Annotated in this window: 16 protein-coding genes; 7 read left to right on the top strand and 9 right to left on the bottom strand. The window is 71.7% G+C overall.

Annotated elements, in window-relative coordinates; all coding sequences use genetic code 11:
• Positions 1 to 17 precede the first annotated feature (17 nt).
• The gene (locus IEZ08_RS13640) at positions 18 to 1,124 is read left to right on the top strand and encodes a winged helix DNA-binding domain-containing protein (RefSeq protein ID WP_189242241.1); all 1,107 of its coding nucleotides are present in this window, start codon (positions 18 to 20) and stop codon (positions 1,122 to 1,124) included.
• A gap of 81 nt (positions 1,125 to 1,205) precedes the next feature.
• Here the strand turns inward: IEZ08_RS13640 and IEZ08_RS13635 are convergent, their stop codons facing one another.
• The 5 genes from IEZ08_RS13635 to IEZ08_RS13615 all read right to left on the bottom strand — a co-directional run bounded on the left by IEZ08_RS13635 (position 1,206) and on the right by IEZ08_RS13615 (position 5,905).
• Entirely contained in the window at positions 1,206 to 2,078 is an 873-nt protein-coding gene (locus tag IEZ08_RS13635) for a 5-oxoprolinase subunit C family protein (protein ID WP_189242240.1), read from the bottom strand.
• 73 nt (positions 2,079 to 2,151) lie between these two features.
• Positions 2,152 to 2,772, bottom strand: coding sequence for a 5-oxoprolinase subunit B family protein (locus tag IEZ08_RS13630; protein ID WP_189242239.1), 621 nt, complete (start codon positions 2,770 to 2,772; stop codon positions 2,152 to 2,154).
• Positions 2,773 to 2,812: 40 nt separating this feature from the next.
• Positions 2,813 to 3,568, bottom strand: coding sequence for a LamB/YcsF family protein (locus IEZ08_RS13625; protein ID WP_189242267.1), 756 nt, complete (start codon positions 3,566 to 3,568; stop codon positions 2,813 to 2,815).
• Between the two features lie 19 nt (positions 3,569 to 3,587).
• The gene (locus tag IEZ08_RS13620; RefSeq protein WP_068929020.1) at positions 3,588 to 5,099 is read right to left on the bottom strand and encodes a hypothetical protein; all 1,512 of its coding nucleotides are present in this window, start codon (positions 5,097 to 5,099) and stop codon (positions 3,588 to 3,590) included.
• Between the two features lie 563 nt (positions 5,100 to 5,662).
• Positions 5,663 to 5,905: a hypothetical protein gene (locus IEZ08_RS13615; protein WP_068925457.1), complete on the bottom strand. Its 243-nt coding sequence runs from the start codon at positions 5,903 to 5,905 to the stop codon at positions 5,663 to 5,665.
• A gap of 757 nt (positions 5,906 to 6,662) precedes the next feature.
• Between IEZ08_RS13615 and IEZ08_RS13610 the strand changes: the two genes are divergently transcribed.
• Entirely contained in the window at positions 6,663 to 8,756 is a 2,094-nt protein-coding gene (locus tag IEZ08_RS13610) for a SpoIIE family protein phosphatase (protein WP_189242238.1), read from the top strand.
• Positions 8,757 to 8,998: 242 nt separating this feature from the next.
• On the top strand, positions 8,999 to 10,633 hold the full coding sequence (locus IEZ08_RS13605) for an RNA polymerase sigma factor (protein WP_068929019.1): 1,635 nt from the start codon (positions 8,999 to 9,001) through the stop codon (positions 10,631 to 10,633).
• 281 nt (positions 10,634 to 10,914) lie between these two features.
• On the opposite strand, the gene IEZ08_RS13600 is transcribed toward IEZ08_RS13605, so the two are convergent.
• Positions 10,915 to 11,649 (bottom strand): YaaA family protein, encoded by a 735-nt coding sequence (locus tag IEZ08_RS13600; protein ID WP_068925453.1) that lies wholly within the window; start codon positions 11,647 to 11,649, stop codon positions 10,915 to 10,917.
• Between the two features lie 192 nt (positions 11,650 to 11,841).
• On the opposite strand from IEZ08_RS13600, the gene IEZ08_RS13595 reads away from it, so the two are divergent.
• Positions 11,842 to 12,585 carry a GNAT family N-acetyltransferase gene (locus tag IEZ08_RS13595; protein WP_189242237.1) on the top strand — a complete coding sequence of 248 codons (744 nt, stop codon included), beginning with the start codon at positions 11,842 to 11,844 and terminating at the stop codon, positions 12,583 to 12,585.
• Between the two features lie 14 nt (positions 12,586 to 12,599).
• Here IEZ08_RS13595 and IEZ08_RS13590 read toward each other — a convergent pair whose 3' ends face one another.
• On the bottom strand, positions 12,600 to 12,830 hold the full coding sequence (locus IEZ08_RS13590; protein ID WP_068925449.1) for a DUF7455 domain-containing protein: 231 nt from the start codon (positions 12,828 to 12,830) through the stop codon (positions 12,600 to 12,602).
• A 238-nt stretch (positions 12,831 to 13,068) separates the two neighbouring features.
• On the opposite strand from IEZ08_RS13590, the gene IEZ08_RS13585 reads away from it, so the two are divergent.
• A complete protein-coding gene (locus IEZ08_RS13585; RefSeq protein WP_176728572.1) occupies positions 13,069 to 15,141 on the top strand; it encodes a DNA gyrase/topoisomerase IV subunit B in 2,073 nt (690 codons plus the stop codon).
• 198 nt (positions 15,142 to 15,339) lie between these two features.
• On the opposite strand, the gene IEZ08_RS13580 is transcribed toward IEZ08_RS13585, so the two are convergent.
• Together IEZ08_RS13580 and IEZ08_RS13575 are read right to left on the bottom strand one after the other, a co-directional pair.
• Positions 15,340 to 15,519, bottom strand: a complete 180-nt coding sequence (locus tag IEZ08_RS13580) for a YegP family protein (protein ID WP_068925444.1) — start codon at positions 15,517 to 15,519, stop codon at positions 15,340 to 15,342.
• A 152-nt stretch (positions 15,520 to 15,671) separates the two neighbouring features.
• Positions 15,672 to 16,166 carry a beta-class carbonic anhydrase gene (locus IEZ08_RS13575; protein ID WP_084781057.1) on the bottom strand — a complete coding sequence of 165 codons (495 nt, stop codon included), beginning with the start codon at positions 16,164 to 16,166 and terminating at the stop codon, positions 15,672 to 15,674.
• A 165-nt stretch (positions 16,167 to 16,331) separates the two neighbouring features.
• Between IEZ08_RS13575 and IEZ08_RS13570 the strand changes: the two genes are divergently transcribed.
• Complete coding sequence (locus tag IEZ08_RS13570; RefSeq protein ID WP_068925440.1) at positions 16,332 to 16,649, top strand: hypothetical protein; 318 nt, start codon at positions 16,332 to 16,334, stop codon at positions 16,647 to 16,649.
• Between the two features lie 99 nt (positions 16,650 to 16,748).
• The gene (locus tag IEZ08_RS13565) at positions 16,749 to 17,114 is read left to right on the top strand and encodes a VOC family protein (RefSeq protein WP_189242236.1); all 366 of its coding nucleotides are present in this window, start codon (positions 16,749 to 16,751) and stop codon (positions 17,112 to 17,114) included.
• Positions 17,115 to 17,142 lie beyond the last annotated feature (28 nt).

Below are 17,142 nucleotides of genomic sequence, written 5' to 3'. Positions count from 1 at the left end.
GGTATAGGAATGAGGACATGACGATCTCGGTGACCTGGCCCCAGGTGCTCGCGTGGCGGCTGAAGCGGCAGTTCGTCGATCCGGCGGCCGGGGCGGACGCGGTCTCGGTGGTCCGGCGGCTGACCGGGGTGCAGGCCCAGGTGGCGTCCTCGGCCGAGCTGGCGGTCGCCGTACGGCAGGCGCGACCCCGGCGCGGTGAGATCGGCCGGGCCCTGTGGCAGGAGCGCACCCTGGCCAAGACCTGGACGGCGCGCGGCACGCTCCACCTCGTGCCGGCCGACGAGCTGCCCTCCTACGCTGCGGTCCTGGGTTCGTTCCGCCACTGGGAGAAGGGGTCCTGGCAGCGCGGCCACGGGGTGACCGCCGCCGAGGTCGAGGCGATCCTCGACGCCGTCCCGCGGGCGCTCGCGGGACGGACCCTCACCCGCGAGGAGCTGGTCGAGGCCGTCATCGAGGTGACCGGCGACGAGCATCTGCGAGAGGTGCTCACCTCCGGCTGGGGAGCGCTGCTCAAGCCGCTCAGCTTCCTGGGCGAGCTCTGCTACGGCCCGCCGCGCGAGGGACGGGTCACCTTCGCCGCCCCGCGCGACCGGGTGCCGGGCTGGCCGGCCGCCCTGCCCACGGCCGAGGAGGGCGGTCTGGTCCTGGTCCGGTCCTTCCTCGGCGCCCACGGGCCGGGGGCTCCCGAGACCTTCGACGCCTGGCTCTACCGGGGGGCCGCCCGCAAGGCGACCCTGCGGGGCTGGTTCCGCGATCTCGCCCCCGAGCTGGCCGAGGTCGAGGTGGAGGGCCGCCCCATGGTCGTGCTCGCCGAGCACCTCGACGACCTGGCGGCGACGGAGCCCGCCGGCGGCGTGCACCTGCTTCCCGGCTTCGACCAGTACATCCTGGGCGCCCCCCGAGACCTCGAACCCCTCCTGCCCAAGGAGGCCAGGGCGAAGGTCAGCCGCGCCGCCGGATGGATCTCCCCGGTCGTGGTCCACCGGGGCCGGGTCGCCGGGGTCTGGGAGGCCGGGAACGGTGAGATCGCCTTCGATCTGTTCGAGGACGTGCCGCCCGCGCCGCTCAGGGCCGAGGCCGAGCGCGTCACGGCGCTGCTGGGGTCTCGCGGGGCTGCCGAGTAGGGGAGATTCCGGCGGAGGGCGGCCTCCCGGAGGCCCCGGATCGCCGTCCCGATCGCCCGGCGGACGGGGCGCGGCGGGCCGTCACAGGCGGAAACGGACCGTGTCCCCCGGGCGGAGCTGCGCGGCGCGGGCCAGGTCGGCCGGGGCCAGGACCGCGATGACGGGATAACCGCCGGTGGGCGGGTGGTCGGCGAGGAAGACGATCGGCTGCCCGTCCGGCGGCACCTGCAGGGCTCCGGCGACCATGCCCTCGCTCGGCAGTTCCCCGTCCCGGGCCCGTTCCAGCGCCGCCCCGCGCAGCCGCGCGCCGACCCGGTTGCTGTCCTGGCTCACCTCGTACGGCCCCGCGCACAGGGCGGCCAGCGCCCCCGGGACGAACCAGTCGTCCCGGGGGCCGGGGATCAGGCGCAGCGGCCGTGACTCGGCGGGGCGGGGCGGGGCGGCGTCCACCACGATCGGCGGGAGGCCGAGGGCCGGGCCCACGGCCAGGGCCAGGCCGGGGGCGAGCGGGGCGGGGCCGAGGCCCGAGAGCGAGTCCGTCGAGCGGCTGCCCAGGACCGGGGGCACGTCCACGCCGCCCCGGACCGCGAGATAGGTCCTCAGCCCGGTCACAGGCGTCCCCACACGGACCTGCCCGCCCGCGGGAACCCAGAAGGGCGCGAGCATCCCCGCCCTCGGGTCCCGGCGGTCCCCCCCTCTTTCGGGCAGGAGCAGTCCGACGGGGCAGGGCGCCCCCGCGAGCGCGACCCACGTCCCGGCGGAGAAACGCAGGCGGCACCCGCCGAAGGTCAGCTCGATCCCGGCGGTGTCCTCGGGGTTGCCGACCAGGCGGTTGGCCAGCCGCAGGCTCGGCGCGTCGGCGGCGCCGGAACGGGGCACCCCGAGGTGGCCGTATCCGGGGCGGCCGAGGTCCTGCACCGTGGCGTACGGGCCGGGCGCGATCACCTCGATCATGCGATCGCCGGGTCCGCGGGGACGGGCCGGATGGTCGTCCGGGAGACGGGATGCGCGGGGGCAGGCCGGGTGGTCATTCCGGGACCGCCTGGAAGCGCACACGCGTGCCCGGGGTCAGCAGCGCGGGCGGGTCGGCGGTCACGTCCCACACCGGCAGCGGAGAGCGGCCCAGCAGCCGCCAGCCGCCCGGCGAGGCCGAGGGGTAGACCGCGGAGTAGGGGCCGGCGATCGCCACCGCCCCGGCGGGAACCGAGGTCCGGGGCGTGGCCAGCCGCGGCACGTGGAGGGCCGGGTCCAGGCCGGTGAGGTAGGCGAAGCCCGGGGCGAAGCCCAGCCAGCCCGCGACCAGCTCCCGGCGGGTGTGCCGCTCGACGACCTCCTCCGGTGTGAGCCCGGCCAGCGCGGCCACCTCGGCGAGATCGGCGCCGTCGTAGATCACGGGGATCGTCACGGTCCGCTCGGGCGCGGCGGTCCCCGCGCCGGGGGAGCGCGCCGTACGGGCCAGGAGGGACAACGACGAGCGGAGCCGGGCCGGGTCCGCGCCCGGCGCGACGACCAGCACGGTGGCGGGGCCGGGGACGATCTCGGTCACCCCGGCCGGGCGGTCGGCCCGCAGCAGCGCGTCCAGCCGGTGTGAGATCTCCAGCGCTCCGGTCTCCACCAGCAGCCCGTGCTCCCCGGCTCGCCTGATCACGGCCTCTCCGCCCCCTCCGTCGTTCACCGCCGCCCCGGCCTCAGGTGAACGCCTTGAGGGTCACCCCGGCCTCGGCCAGGCTGTCGCGGATCGCCCGCGCCAGCCTCACGGAGCCGGGGGTGTCGCCGTGCACGCAGATCGAGCGGGCCTCCACCGGGACCTGGGAGCCGTCGACGGCGGTCACCACGTGCCCGGTCGCCATGCGCACGGCCCGGGCCGCGACCGCGCCGGGGTCGTGGAGCACCGCGCCCGGGGAACGGCGGGGGACCAGCGCGCCGGAGGGAGTGTAGGCGCGGTCGGCGAACGCCTCGGTGACGGTGGTGATCCCCTCCCGGGCGGCGACCTCGTGGACGGCCGAGCCCGGCAGGGTGAGCAGCGGCAGGCTCTGGTCGTAGTCGAGGACGGCCGACACGACCGCCTCGGCCTGCTCCGGGTCGCGGCAGATCCGGTTGTAGAGCGCGCCGTGGGGCTTGACGTAGGAGACCCGCCCGCCCATCGCCCTGGCGATGCCGTCCACCGCCGCCAGCTGGTAGAGGACCTCGGCGCACAGGTCCTCCGGGTCCATCTCCATCTCGCGGCGGCCGAACCCGGCCAGGTCCCGGTAGGAGACCTGGGCGCCGATGGCCACGCCCCGGTCGACCGCGGCCGCGCAGGTGCGGCGGATCGTGACCGGGTCCCCCGCGTGGAACCCGCAGGCGACGTTCGCGCTGGTCACCACGTCGAGGAGGGCCTCGTCGTCACCCAGCCGCCAGATGCCGAAACCCTCACCGAGGTCGGCGTTGAGGTCGATCTCCATGTCGGTCACCGTGGCTCACCTATACCGGAGGTCCGTCGGGGATGTCGGCGATGTCGTCGAGGGCGATGGCGAGCTCCTCCGGGTCGTCGCCGATCCGCTCGGCTATCTCGATCAGCACGTGGAGCACCTCGTGCCGGTCGTGCCCGAGGTCCAGCAGCCGCTGGGCCGCCTCCCACAGCTGCGGCGGGTCGCCCTCCCACAGTCGCGAGGCGATCTCCTCGTGCCAGGCCAGGTGCTCGTCGTAGTCGAACCGGTCGCGGTCGTCGGCGTGGTCGATCTCCAGCAGGACCCTGCGGTCGGTCTCGTCGGAGGGGTTGAGCAGGTCCAGTTTGATCTCACCGTGCATGCCCTGCAGGAACGGGAAGGCGAAGACCCGCCGGGCCAGCGCCGACAGGTCCCCGTCCGGCAGCAGCCGCTCCACCAGGCCGCGGTCGAGGCCGAAGCTCGTCGGGTCGCGGTAGGTCTCGGCGAACCTCGCCGTCGCCTCCCAGACGCCGTCCAGGGTGGCGCGCAGTCCCTCCTCGGCCAGGCCGGTACGGCGCGCGGCGAAGCGCGCCCAGGCGCCCAGGACGTGCGGCATCGCCTCCTGCTCGGCCGGGCTCAGCATCACCTTGCGCGGCAGCCAGTCGAGCAGGAACGTCTCGCACTTGGTCGGGCTGACCCGCAGCGGGCGGCCGAAGTCCTGCTCGCAGCCGTAGTCGATGATGTGGTCGGCGCAGCGGGAGGCCGCCGACGGGTCCGACAGGTGCTCGGCGGCGTCCGATGAGAGGAACTCGGCGGCCAGCATCGCCCGGCGGTCACGGCTGTAGGGGGCCTCGCTGTGCAGCGGGGCCGGGCGCTTGCGGCCGGGCGGGAGCGCCTTGATCCGGGAGCGGGCGAAGGCGTGGTAGGCGCTGTAGCTGTCGCTGACCGGGGCGGTCGTCTTGCGGTCGCCGTACTCCGCGGTGGCCTTCATGGCCGACTCCAGCAGGGCCCTGGCCTGCTGCGGCTCGATCTCCTCGAACCGGAGCATCGCGTTGGCCTCGGCCTCTGCGCGGGCCTGCTCCAGCAGCTTGTCCACCTGCGAGGAGACCCACGCGTCGCGGGCCATGCCCCGCATGTTGTAGTCGACGACCACGACCAGCGCGTGCCGGTCCTCACCGCTGTCGGAACCCCGGTAGCCGAAGGTGCACACCACGGTGTCCTGGTCGCCGTAGGAGTCGCGGGAGACGTAGCAGCCGGTCGGCTTGACCACACCCAGCCGGTCGGCCCAGCGGGGCCGGGCCACGCCGCGCTCCATGAGCGCCAGGGCCGCGCCCTCGGCCTTGGCGGCCTGGCGCGCGGTGCCCAGGTAGGCCAGTGCGATCAGCAGGGTCAGCGCGGCCGGAGAGCCGGCCTTGGCGGCGTAGTCGACCAGTCCCTCGCCGAGCACCTGCTCGGCGTCCCCGCGCCGCAACCGCCGTCCCCACCACGCCCCGACCATGTCGGAGACCATGAGCTCGGCGTCCAGCGGGCTGCGCACGGCCAGCAGTTCGCGGGCGGCCAGCAGCATCTCGGAGAAGACCTCGTCCGGTGCCTGGGTCTCCCGGGGGTCCCTGCGATGTCGGCGGCTCAAGCGGCTTCCTCCACCGGCGATGTGAGCCCGGGTCTGCGGAGGGCGTCGTGCCTGTGGGCTCGCTCGCTCATTTTGACTCCTCCCTCTCGTGAACCGAAAGGGATTCCTGGCTCACGCCGCTCGATCGATCGGCCGACGATCAAGTCTTACGCGATCAGTACCAGCCGGGACGAGACCCGCCCGGACCAACATCATATGCACGGCGTCCGCATCGCTCGGGACGCGGCTCCGCGGGTGGTGACATCACCTGTTCCTCGGAGGGAGCGGCTTCTCACTCCCGGGGGAGGGAGACGGCGACCGAGCCCCGACTTCCACGCTAAGCCCTGATCGTTCAAACACCAGAACCATAACAGGGGAGCGCTTCTCCCGCCGGATAAACCCGGCGGTTCCCGCGCCGGGAGCGCGTCCCGAGCCGGGAGCGCGCCCCGGGCCCGTTCGCGCCCGCCGGGCCGGGCCGGGATGGCCCGGGGCGGGGCGGGGGAACGCCGTAACGCCCGCGCCTACCGGAACGCTCGCGGCGGCGGGGCGGAGTTGACGATGGCCAGGAGGTGTTCGCGGGCGACGCGCTCGACCACCTCGGGCGTGGCCTCGACGCCGAGATGCTCGGTGCACGCGCGGACGTCGGCCACACACCTGTCCACAGTGTCAAGGGGGACGGTGAGGAACTCGGCGGCCAGGCGGGTGCTCACGGGCTCGTGCGTCATGGTGGCGGCGCCGGCGGCGTGGATGGCGAGAGCGGGCATGAGTGTCACATTCCTCCCGATTACCGAGGACACCCCGGATGGACGGCGGGGACGTGCGCTTTTCATTCCACAACGTATCGCGGTGGTGTCAAGCCTCCGATGGGCGGGGGGGAAAGTTGACCCATATCTTGACTCAAGGCGGTGTCACGAAGGTAAATGGGTCTTCTGGAAGCGGGCACCGAATCAGTCGCAAGTGAGTAGCCTGATCTTGTCCGGGGCGTCGGCGGAGGCGAGGTGGGCGATTGTCGGGACGGTCCGGCTCGATCCTGCTAGTGTCCTGGCCGCGAGCGCTCGGAGACGCCGGAGATGATCGCGCCGGTGCGGTGGGGGGCGGTGAGACAGATGGTTCCGGAACCTTCTGGATCATGACTTGGACGCTAACGTGTTCGAGTCCGAAGCGGGCAGGCGGCCGGGCCGGTCGTCTCGGGACGTGGAGGCTTTAGGGGTTGCCCGGGCCGGTGAAGCGTCAAGCGCCCGTTCCGCGGTTCGCGGCGCGCCGTGAGCCGCCGTGTGAGCGGCACGGGAATCCCCGTCCTCGCAGACGGGGAGAGCAGGTCAACGCGGGCATCCCGGTCCTCGGGCCGGGCGGCTCCATCGCACTCTGGTTCATCGCACTTTGGGCGGGACTTCCGTCCATGGGCGCCAATCGCCGATGATGTAGGGCGGGGTCCGGTTTCCCGGAGCTCTGCTACGCCGAATTCGCAAGTTTGGAGATGTGCCTCGTGGGAGACCCTGGCACGCGACGGAGGTGCCGACCATGAGCGCCGAAACCTCCGTGCCCCGTCCCCGGGAGTCGGGTGTGGACATCTCAGACTCCGGTCTGTTGCAGGGCCTGCTGTCGCAGTCGCCGTTCGCCTTCGCGTTCTTCGACCCCGCCGGCCGCTTCCAGCGGGTGAACGAGGTCTTCGCCGGGCTGGTGGGCCTGGCCGCCGAGCGGCTGGCCGGCCGTGATCCGGGCGAGATGCTCTCCGCCGACCTCACCGCCCTGATCTCGGGCTCGGTCCGTGCCGTCGTGGAGGGCGCCCCGATCGAGGGGGACCAGCGGATCCGGGTGCGTACGGCGGGCGGCGACACCCGCCACTGGTCCCTGACCTTCTCGCCGGTCCACGACGACAAGGGCGTGCTCCGCGCGGTCTGCCTGGTCGGGGCGGACGTCACCGAGAGCAAACAGGCCGAGGAGGACCTGCGGCGCGGTGAGGAGCGCTACCGCTCGCTCGTCGAGGCGCAGTCGCAGCTCGTGTGGATCACCGCGCCCAACGGCGGGATCGTGGAGGACGCCCCGCAGTGGCGGGCCATCACCGGTCAGGGGCTGGAGGACTACTTCGCCTACGGCTGGCTGGAGGCCGTCCATCCCGACGACCGCCCGCACACCGAGGAGGCGTGGCGCGAGGCGCTGCGCGGGCGCACGATGTTCGAGTGGAGCTACCGGGTCCGCACCCGGGCCAGCGGCTACCGCCACTTCGAGGTGCGGGCCGTGCCGATCATCCGGCACGGCAAGGTGGTCGAGTGGGTCGGCGCCAACACCGACGTCACCCCGCAGCGCGAGGCCGAGGAGATGCGCGGCCGGCTGACCGACCAGCTCGGCGCGGCGGCCCTGCGCACGGCGCGGCTGCAGGGGGCCACGGCGATCCTCGCCGAGGCGCTCACGGTGGAGCAGGTCGTCCAGGTCATCATCGACGTGGGCCGTACGGCGCTGGCCGCCGACCGCTCGGCGGTCGCGCTGCTCGACGCCGACCGGGCCGTGCTGAAGCTGGTCAACAGCGGTGGCATCCCGGACGTCCCCGGTGCGCCCGGCGACGAGATCCCGCTCTCGCACTCCAGCGTGATGACCATGGCGGTCAACAGCCGCCGCCCGGTCTTCGCCGAGTCGCCCGAGAGCCTGCTGTCCCAGCTCGTGGACGCGGGCGGGGACGAGGAGGCCATCAGCGGGTTCATCTCGCACAGCGACGAGCGGGCATGGGTGGGCCTGCCGCTGCTGGCCGCGGGACGCGCCCTGGGCGCGCTCCGGTTCTCCTTCACCCGCCCCCAGAAGATCTCCCAGGAGGACGGCGTCTTCCTGGAGGCCCTGGCCGGGCAGTGCGCCCTGGCCGTCGAGCGGGCCACCCTCTTCGAGCGGGAGCACCGCACCGCCGAGACGCTCCAGCGCAGCCTGCTGCCCGACCGCCTGCCGGTGGTCCGCGGGCTGACGCTCGCCCAGCGCTTCCGCTCGGGCAGCCGCCATGTGCAGGTCGGCGGCGACTGGTACGACGCGTTCGTCCTGCAGGACGGCCGGGTCGCGGCGGTGGTCGGCGACGTCATGGGCAAGGGCGTCAAGGCGGCGGCCGGGATGGGCCGCATCCGCAACGCGATGCGGGCCCTGGCCCTGACCAACCCGCCGCCCGCGGCGGTCCTCACCGGCCTGGACCGGGTCTTCGAGGCCACCGAGGAGGAGGAGCAGGTCACCACCCTCGCCTACATGGTGGTCGAGCCGGGCACGGGGGAGGGCACGCTGGCGCTGGCCGGTCATCCGCCGCCCCTGCTGGTCTCGCCCCAGGGCGTGCCGCTGCTGTGCGAGGGGGAGCCGGGCACCCCGCTCGGCTGGCCGGCGAGCCGCCGTCAGTTCCGGTTCTGCGTCCCGCCCGGGCACACCGCGGTCCTGTACTCGGACGGTCTGGTGGAGAACCGGAAGCGTGGACTGGACGCCGGACTTGCCGAACTTTGCTCTGTTGTGACCGAAGCGCCTCCGGAAGTCGTAGGAAGTCCGCATATGCTGTTGGATTTCCTGGTGGATCGCATGTTGGCGGGGTATGAGCAGGATGATGACGTCACGGTGCTTGCAATTCATGTCCCTCCGACGACGAAGAGTGACTGAATGAAACAGTCATAAGGGTTGCTTTCGGGTATCGGTGCCCTGCTTCCGTACGCACTACTGTCTTCGTCGGCCTAGGGTGGAGGGCAACCGCCAGGAGGCGGCCGTATGGATCACGGTGTCATGCCAGAATGCTGGGCAGGTGCGTCGCGGTTCGCACGGCCTCGCTGACCACAACCTAGAGGCATCCGCCCCTAGCGGGCATCTGAGTCCATTCTCGTCTCGCTTTCCTTCGAGAGGTGTTCGTGTCGCCTGCAAGTTCGACTCGCTCGAAGCCATCCGAGCTGAACGAGCCCGTCATTCAGCAGCTGATGGAGCGGGGGCGCTCGCAGGGGTTCCTCGAGTCCGAGGATGTCCGCAAGGCCGTCGAGGAAGCGGACATTCCGATGGCGCAGGTCGCTGGAATCCTGCGCAGCCTCAGCAAAGAGGGCATCACCGTACGGCTGACTGCTGAGGACTCCGCGGCCCCCAAGAAGCGGCCCCAGGCCAAGCGCCCGCGGACCACGCCCGCCGCCCCCGTCAAGAAGACCAAGACCGCCGCCGCGGCGGCCAAGGAGCAGCCGGAGACCGTCACCGCGGTCGTCGGCGGTTCCGAGCCCGCGCCCGCGGCCAAGAAGCCGGCCGCCCCGGCGAAGAAGGCCGCTCCGGCGAAGAAGCCGGTCCCCGGCCCGGCGGCCAAGGGAACCGGGCCCCAGGACGCCGCCGCTCCGGCGGCCAAGGCCGAGCCCAAGCCGAAGGTGATCGACTCCGAGGACGAGGAGGAGATCGACCTCGAGGACGTCGAGCTCGAGGACTTCGACCTCGAGGTGGAGGCCGACGAGGTCGAGGTCGAGACCGAGGCCGAGGCGGAAGTCGAGGAGGAGGCCAAGGCCGAGCCCGACCCCGCCGTCGTCCAGAGCGACGACGAGGTCCTGATCCTCTCCGACGACGACGATGACGCCCCCGTGGCGCAGGTCGCCGCCGCCGGAGCCACCGCCGACCCGGTCAAGGACTACCTCAAGCAGATCGGCAAGGTTCCCCTGCTCAACGCCGAGCAGGAGGTCGAGCTCGCCAAGCGCATCGAGGCCGGCCTGTTCGCCGAGGAACAGCTCGGCACCGACGGCGACAAGCTGCCGGTGGACGTCCGCGCCGAACTGGAGTGGATCGCCGAGGACGGCCGCCGGGCCAAGAACCACCTTCTGGAGGCCAACCTCCGCCTGGTGGTCTCGCTGGCCAAGCGCTACACCGGCCGCGGCATGCTCTTCCTGGACCTGATCCAGGAGGGCAACCTGGGCCTGATCCGCGCGGTGGAGAAGTTCGACTACACCAAGGGTTACAAGTTCTCCACCTACGCCACGTGGTGGATCCGGCAGGCGATCACCCGCGCCATGGCCGACCAGGCGCGGACCATCCGCATCCCGGTCCACATGGTGGAAGTGATCAACAAGCTGGCCCGCGTCCAGCGGCAGATGCTGCAGGACCTCGGCCGCGAGCCCACCCCGGAGGAACTGGCCCGCGAGCTCGACATGACCCCCGAGAAGGTCATCGAGGTTCAGAAGTACGGCCGCGAGCCGATCTCCCTGCACACCCCGCTGGGTGAGGAGGGCGACAGCGAGTTCGGTGACCTCATCGAGGACTCCGAGGCGATCGTCCCCGCGGACGCGGTCAGCTTCACGCTGCTGCAGGAGCAGCTCCACTCCGTGCTGGACACCCTGTCCGAGCGCGAGGCGGGGGTCGTCTCCATGCGGTTCGGCCTCACCGACGGACAGCCCAAGACCCTGGACGAGATCGGCAAGGTCTACGGGGTGACGCGCGAGCGGATCCGCCAGATCGAGTCGAAGACCATGTCCAAGCTCCGCCACCCGTCCCGGTCCCAGGTCCTGCGGGACTACCTGGACTAGGACCGGCCAGGCCCCTGGGCGGTGACTCCCGGGCCGGGACGCTGGACCGGGACCGGCCCTCGCACCACGCCGGTGACCCTGCCGGCGCGGGCAACGGGGTCCGCGAGCACAACCGACGAGCGGCCCGCGCCATCAGGCGCGGGCCGCTCGCGGTGTCATGCGGGTTCCCGTGGTTTCACGGGGGTTGTCGCGGGTTGCAGATTCAGGCTCTCGCGTTCGTGGTGCCGGACGCGGAGAGCCCATGGGTCTGTTCGACGGGGCCGGGCCGGGGCTGAGCGCCGTCAGGCCAGCACGTCGAGGACCCATGGGCGCCTGCCGGACGGGGCGGGGCCGAGGCTGACCGTGTGGCCGAGGTCGTCGAGGACCTTGGCGAGCTCGTCCGGGGTCTGCGGGTCGGCGTCGCCCTCCAGCAGGGAGCGGGCGACCGCGCCTCGGGTCGCCTTGGCCATGTGGCTGACGATCTTGCCGTCCTTGAGCACCCGCACCGCCACCGCGCGGTCGCCCGGCTGCCAGGCGGCGGCGTAGGTGCTGGAGCGCAGATCCACCACCAGGCCGGGGCGCGCGTCCAGGAGCGGGGTGATCGAGCGGCGCCAGAAGGCGCCCAGCCCGCCCAGCGGCGGGAGCTTCACGCCCATGGAGAGCCGGTACGGCGGGACCCGGTCGGTGATCCTGATCAGCCCCCAGAGCCCGGAGAAGACGAGCAGGCTCTCCTCGGCGCGGGCGGCGGCCCGCGGGGACAGGGAGGCCAGTCCGAGATTGTCGTAGAGCACTCCGGTGTAGAGCTCTCCGGCCGGCAGGGTGGCCGCGGTCCGCAGCCGCCGGTTTTTCTCGATCTCACCGGCCTGCCCGTCCGAGAGGCCGAGGACGCTCTGCGCCTGCGGGCTCTCGCACAGTGCGGCCAGCGCATCCAGGACGGTCTGCCGGGGCAGGGACGGAAAACTCAGGGCGGGCAGGTCGAGGGCGGGACCGTCGCCCGCCTCGGCCTTGCCCTCCGACGGGGGCAGCAGGATCAGCACGGTCTCCGAGCATAGGCGGTGCGTGAGGGCTCCCCGCCCGGTCCCGGCCCCGCCGTTCCCGCAGACCACCGCCTTACTGCGGATCACCGTCGCGCCGTTCCCGCGGACGACCGCGGCCGTCCCGTGGGTCGCGGATCACGGATCGCCGTCCCCCTCCGGCCCGCCGCGGGGAAGGTTCTAGGATCTCCTGATGTGATCAGTCAGACGTTCGACCGGCTGGTCGACCAGGCATGGCCCGCGTTCGAGCGGGTGGACCGGGACGGCTGGACGCTGCGGGCCGCGGGCGGGGTGACCAGGCGGGCCAACTCGGTGCTCCCGCTCGGGGCGCGGGCCGACCTGGAGGACGCGGTCGAGGAGGCGGAGGAGTTCTACGCCGGGAGGGGGCAGCCGTGCGTGTTCTCCGTCGGCGGGGGTGCCACGCCGGGGCTGGACGGTCTGCTGGAGGCGCGTGGTTACCGGCTGGCCGATCCCACGCTGGTGATGACCGCGTCCCTGGCGGAGGCCGTACCGGAACGGTCCGGGAAAGGCGCGGGCGGCGGGGACGCCGGGCCGGAGGTCCGGATCGCGGCGGCACCGGGGCGCGAGTGGACGGACGTCTGGTGGAGCGTGGACGGCAGGTACGGCTCAGGCCGGGGGACGGCGACGCGGATCCTCACCGGTGTGCCCGCGGCCTACGCCTCACTGGGCGAGGAGGCCGTGGGCAGGGGCGTGCCGCAGGGGGAGTGGTTCGGGATCTACTGCATGGCCTCGGTGCCGCACGCGCGGCGCCGAGGTCATGCGGAGCGCCTGCTGGGCGCCCTGCTCTCACACGGGCGAGAGCAGGGCGCGGAGCAGGCATATCTGGTCGTGACGGAGGCGAACACCGGCGCCCGGGCGCTCTACGAGCGGCTGGGCTTCACGGTGGCGGGCCGATATCACTATCGGGTCCGCGGATGACCTCCGCCGTTCGGTCATCTCTCGTCGTTGGGCGCGACCGCGGGAGTGGCGCTGAGGCGCGCGGACTCGTCCTGGATGTCTGCGCCCTTGTCGCGCAGCACGGCTACGTGCTGACGCCCGTGGTGGGCGCAGAACAGCAGCTCCCCACCTACGGGAAGGGTCGCGCGGATGTAGGCCTGGGCGCCACACCGGTCACAGCGGTCCGTGGCCTTCAGGGGCTTGGCGGGGGCGAGGGCTCCAGTCACGTATCGCCTTTCGGGTCATCCCCGGGGAGGGGGATCTGGCGTCAGTCACTTGAGACAACATCTAACCGGATACGGGCGTTCCCAACCGACCCATGAGTACGCCGAGAGCGGAATGTATCTCTTAGTGATGGGAATCGCGCCCGATGTAACGCTGACAGGTCCCTGATGGCAAGCTATGACGCGCCGTACCGGGAAGGACGGTAGGCTGCGCACAAGTGTTCGAGCAGAGGGAGTGGGTGTGACCGCAGTTACTACGGAGACGGGTTATACGGCTCGTCATCTGTCGGTTCTGGAGGGCCTCGAGGCCGTCCGCAAGCGCCCGGGCATGTACATCGGGTCCACCGACAGCCGCGGTCTCATGCACTGCCTGTGGGAGATCGTGGACAACGGCGTCGACGAGGCGCTGGCGGGCTACTGCGATCGCATCGAGGTCGAGCTGTACGCCGACGGCTCGATCGAGGTCCGCGACAACGGCCGCGGCATCCCCGTCGACATCGAGCCGAAGACCGGCCTGGCCGGCGTGGAGCTCGTCTACACCAAGCTCCACGCGGGCGGGAAGTTCGGCGGCGGCTCCTACGCCGCCTCCGGCGGCCTGCACGGCGTCGGCGCCTCGGTGGTCAACGCCCTGTCCTCCCGGCTGGACGTGGAGGTCGACCGCGACGGCCGGATCCACGAGATCAGCTTCCGCCGGGGCGTCCCGGGCGTCTTCGACGGCGACGGCCCCACCGCCAAGTTCAAGAAGAAGTCCGGCCTGCGCGACGGCGGCCCGCTCGCCCGCAAGGGCACCGGCACCCGCGTCCGGTTCTGGGCCGACCGCCAGATCTTCCTGAAGGAGGCGGAGGTCTCCCTCGACGAGATCCATGTCCGCCTGCGCCAGACCGCGTTCCTGGTGCCCGGCCTCACCCTGTCCGTGCGCGACAGCCGCGGCGAGGAGCCCGTGGAGGAGGAGTTCCGCTTCGACGGCGGCATCTCCGAGTTCACCGAGTTCCTCGCCCGTGACGAGGCCGTCTGCGACGTGCTGCGGCTGCAGGGAGTCGGCCACTTCCACGAGACCGTGCCGGTCCTGGACGACCTGGGGCACATGACCCCCACCGAGGTCCAGCGCGAGCTCACCGTGGACGTCGCGCTGCGCTGGGGCAAGGGCTACGACGCCACCGTGCGCTCCTTCGTCAACGTGATCGCCACTCCCAAGGGCGGCACCCACGTCAACGGCTTCGAGCGGGCCATGGTCCGCACGGTCAACGAGCAACTGCGCGAGATCCGCCTGCTCAAGAACGGCGACGCCCCGGTCACCCGGGACGACATCTTCGAGGGCCTCACCGCCGTGGTGACCGTCCGGGTGCCCGAGCCGCAGTTCGAGGGGCAGACCAAGGAGGTCCTGGGCACCTCGGCGGCCAGCAGGATCGTCTCCCACGTCGTCTCCCGCGAGCTCAAGGAGCTGTTCGCCAACCCCTCGCGCACGCTCAAGCCGCAGTTGCGCGCGGCTCTGGAGAAGATCGTCGCGGCGGCCAAGGCCCGCATCGCCGCCCGCGAGCACCGCGACAACCAGCGGCGCAAGACCGCCCTGGAGAACTCCGCGCTCCCCGCCAAGCTGGTCGACTGCCGCAGTGACGACGTGGACCGCAGCGAGTTGTTCATCGTCGAGGGTGACTCGGCGCTGGGCACCGCCCGCGCCGCCCGCGACTCGGAGTTCCAGGCCCTGCTGCCGATCCGCGGCAAGATCCTGAACGTGCAGAAGGCCTCGGTCTCGGACATGCTCAAGAACGCCGAGTGCGCCGCGATCATCCAGGTCATCGGGGCGGGCTCGGGCCGGTCGTTCGACATCGAGGCCGCCCGCTACGGCAAGGTCATCCTGATGGCCGACGCCGACGTCGACGGCGCGCACATCCGCTGTCTCCTGCTCACGCTGTTCCACCGCTACATGAGGCCGCTGGTCGAGGCCGGGCGTGTCTTCGCCGCGGTTCCGCCGCTGCACCGGATCGAGATCACCAACCCGGGCCGGGGCCAGGCCAGATACGTCTACTGCTACTCCGACGCCGAACTGCACCGGGTCCTGCGTGACCTGGAGCGCCGCGGCAAGCGCTGGAAGGACCCGGTCCAGCGCTACAAGGGCCTGGGCGAGATGGACGCCGACCAGTTGGCCGAGACGACCATGGAGCCCCGCCACCGCACCCTGCGGCGGGTCCGGATCGAGGACGTCGAGGCGGCCGAGCGCATCTTCGATCTCCTCATGGGCAGCGACGTGGCGCCGCGCCGGGAGTTCATCGTCAGCAGCGCGGCCGAGATCGACCGCGACCACATCGACGCCTGATCGACGCCTGGGACCCGCCTCCCGGATCGTCCTGTCTCCTGCGGTCGCCCGGACGGAGCCTCGCCGCGGCGGAGGTTCGGGAGGCGGAGGTCCGGGAGACAGTCCCTGAGGGACGCCGCGCCGGTTCCCGCACCGCGTCCGTCGCCGGGCGCCGGAGCCCGGCGACGGACGCGGTGCGGGCCGTCGCCCGGACCGGTGTCAGTTGCCGGTCTGGTCGTCGACGGGGGCGTCGGCATTGGCCCTGACGGCCTCGATGCCCTTCAGCGCGCCGGCCTTCGTCGTGTACGACTCGCTGGTGGCGATGATCTCACCGTTGCCGGCCACCAGGTTGAAGCGGAACCCCGCAGAGGTCTTCTTCACCACGTACCGCGCTGCCATGAAATAACTCCTTGCCGGGAACTGACCGGATGATTACCGTTGCCCGTTCCCGGCACGGGCGTCCCTATTCCTCGCATTCCGTACGGCTCCGGGCCTGAAGGGGAGGCATCCGGCGGCTGAGGCGCCCGGCGGCCGCCGTACGGCCGAGGCGATCACAGCTCGACCGGCAGGATCTTCCCGGTGCGCACGTCGTAGATGGCGCCCCCCACGGGCATGCCCTGCGGAAGGAACGGGCTGGTCCTGATCCGCACCAGGTCGTGCCGGAGGGCGGCGTCCTGGTCCGGAACGGTGTGGAACTCCAGGCTGCGGGTGTCCACCCCCCGTTCGGCGGCGAGGCGGTGCACGTCGTCGTCGGTGACCTTCGCCATGCCGCAGTCGGTGTGCGGCATGACCAGCACCCGGCTCACGTTCAGCAGGGTGACCGCCAGGACGAGGGTGCGCAGGACGTCGTCGGTGACGCGGGCCCCGGCGTTGCGCAGGATCTTGGCGTCACCGGGCTTCAGGCCGAACACCCCCAGCGGGTCGATGCGGGAGTCCATGCACGTGACGACGGCCAGTCCGCGAGCTGCCCTCCCGGTCAGCTCCGCGTTCGTGAACGTGGCGGAGAACTCCTCGTTGGCGGCCAGCAGATCGTCGAAGGCGGTCACCTGGTACACCTCTCAGTCGGCGGAATCGTCCCGTTAATGATCCCCCATACCCGTTTCATCGATATTTCCGGGGGGCCGTCGGCGGCCAAGTTGCAGAAGATCGCGCGATCATCACCCGCCATGCGTAATGATGCCGTGACGCAAAGCAATCACATGGAGAGAGTCATGAGCAGGAGCGAATCCCTGGCCGGCTATCTGCGCGAGCAAGCCAGAAGAAAGCTGGACCGGGTGGAGGTCCGCGACAGAGGACGCAACGCGCGTTCGGCACTGGCGCTGCTCGACGCGACCGCCTATGTCGAGACGCTGGCCGATGACGACCCGTTCCTGGAGGCGCTGGCGGCGGCGGGACGCTTCGGCCCGCACGGCTTCGGCGACTTCCAGCCCGGAGACGGGATCGCCAAGCTGGTGCGGTTCTGGGAGACCGGCGAGCCTCGGCAGCTGCTCGCCGCGATGGCCGCCGCCCTCCACGGCTCACCGGTCTGAGGGGCGCCCGCATGTCCGTGCACGGCTGGGGCAGTCTCCCATTGAGATGATCGGAACACCGTCATAGAGCCTTCAGTGGTGTCTCAGATGGGAGGAATCATGGCAATCGCACGGATACGGTCCGTCGTCCTCGACTGTCCCGACCCGAAGGGGCTCGCCGATTTCTACGGCGAGCTCCTCGGCTGGAAGATCACCAATGTCGAGGACGACTGGGTGACGCTCTCCGACGGAGGGCCCGTACGGATCTGCTTCCAGCAGGCGCCCGACCACCAGCCGCCGGACTGGCCCAACCCGGACCGTCCCCAGCAGGTCCACCTGGACCTGAGGGTGGACGACCTGGACAAGGCCGAGGCCGAGGTGCTCGCGATCGGGGCGGTCAAGCACACCCACCAGCCGAGCGAGGACGACGACTTCCGGGTCTTCCTCGACCCCGCCGGTCACCCCTTCTGCCTCTGCCTGCCCTGAGGTCTCAGCAGTCCTGAGAGCGGCCTGT

Origin of the sequence: Planobispora rosea (assembly GCF_014648175.1) — a bacterium.
GTDB classification, from domain to species: Bacteria; Actinomycetota; Actinomycetes; order Streptosporangiales; family Streptosporangiaceae; genus Planobispora; species Planobispora rosea.
The sequence above is the reverse complement of the archived record's forward strand: the minus strand, read 5'-3'. Positions and strand labels throughout refer to the sequence as shown.

Bases quoted from the DNA above. Each gene is read 5' to 3' on its own strand.
- IEZ08_RS13640 (WP_189242241.1), top strand. From the start codon at position 18: ATGACGATCTCGGTGACCTGGCCCCAGGTGCTCGCGTGGCGGCTGAAG.
- IEZ08_RS13635 (WP_189242240.1), bottom strand. From the start codon at position 2,078: ATGATCGAGGTGATCGCGCCCGGCCCGTACGCCACGGTGCAGGACCTC.
- IEZ08_RS13625 (WP_189242267.1), bottom strand. From the start codon at position 3,568: ATGGAGATCGACCTCAACGCCGACCTCGGTGAGGGTTTCGGCATCTGG.
- IEZ08_RS13620 (WP_068929020.1), bottom strand. From the start codon at position 5,099: ATGCTGCTGGCCGCCCGCGAACTGCTGGCCGTGCGCAGCCCGCTGGAC.
- IEZ08_RS13615 (WP_068925457.1), bottom strand. From the start codon at position 5,905: ATGCCCGCTCTCGCCATCCACGCCGCCGGCGCCGCCACCATGACGCAC.
- IEZ08_RS13610 (WP_189242238.1), top strand. From the start codon at position 6,663: ATGAGCGCCGAAACCTCCGTGCCCCGTCCCCGGGAGTCGGGTGTGGAC.
- IEZ08_RS13580 (WP_068925444.1), bottom strand. From the start codon at position 15,519: ATGGCAGCGCGGTACGTGGTGAAGAAGACCTCTGCGGGGTTCCGCTTC.
- IEZ08_RS13570 (WP_068925440.1), top strand. From the start codon at position 16,332: ATGAGCAGGAGCGAATCCCTGGCCGGCTATCTGCGCGAGCAAGCCAGA.
- IEZ08_RS13565 (WP_189242236.1), top strand. From the start codon at position 16,749: ATGGCAATCGCACGGATACGGTCCGTCGTCCTCGACTGTCCCGACCCG.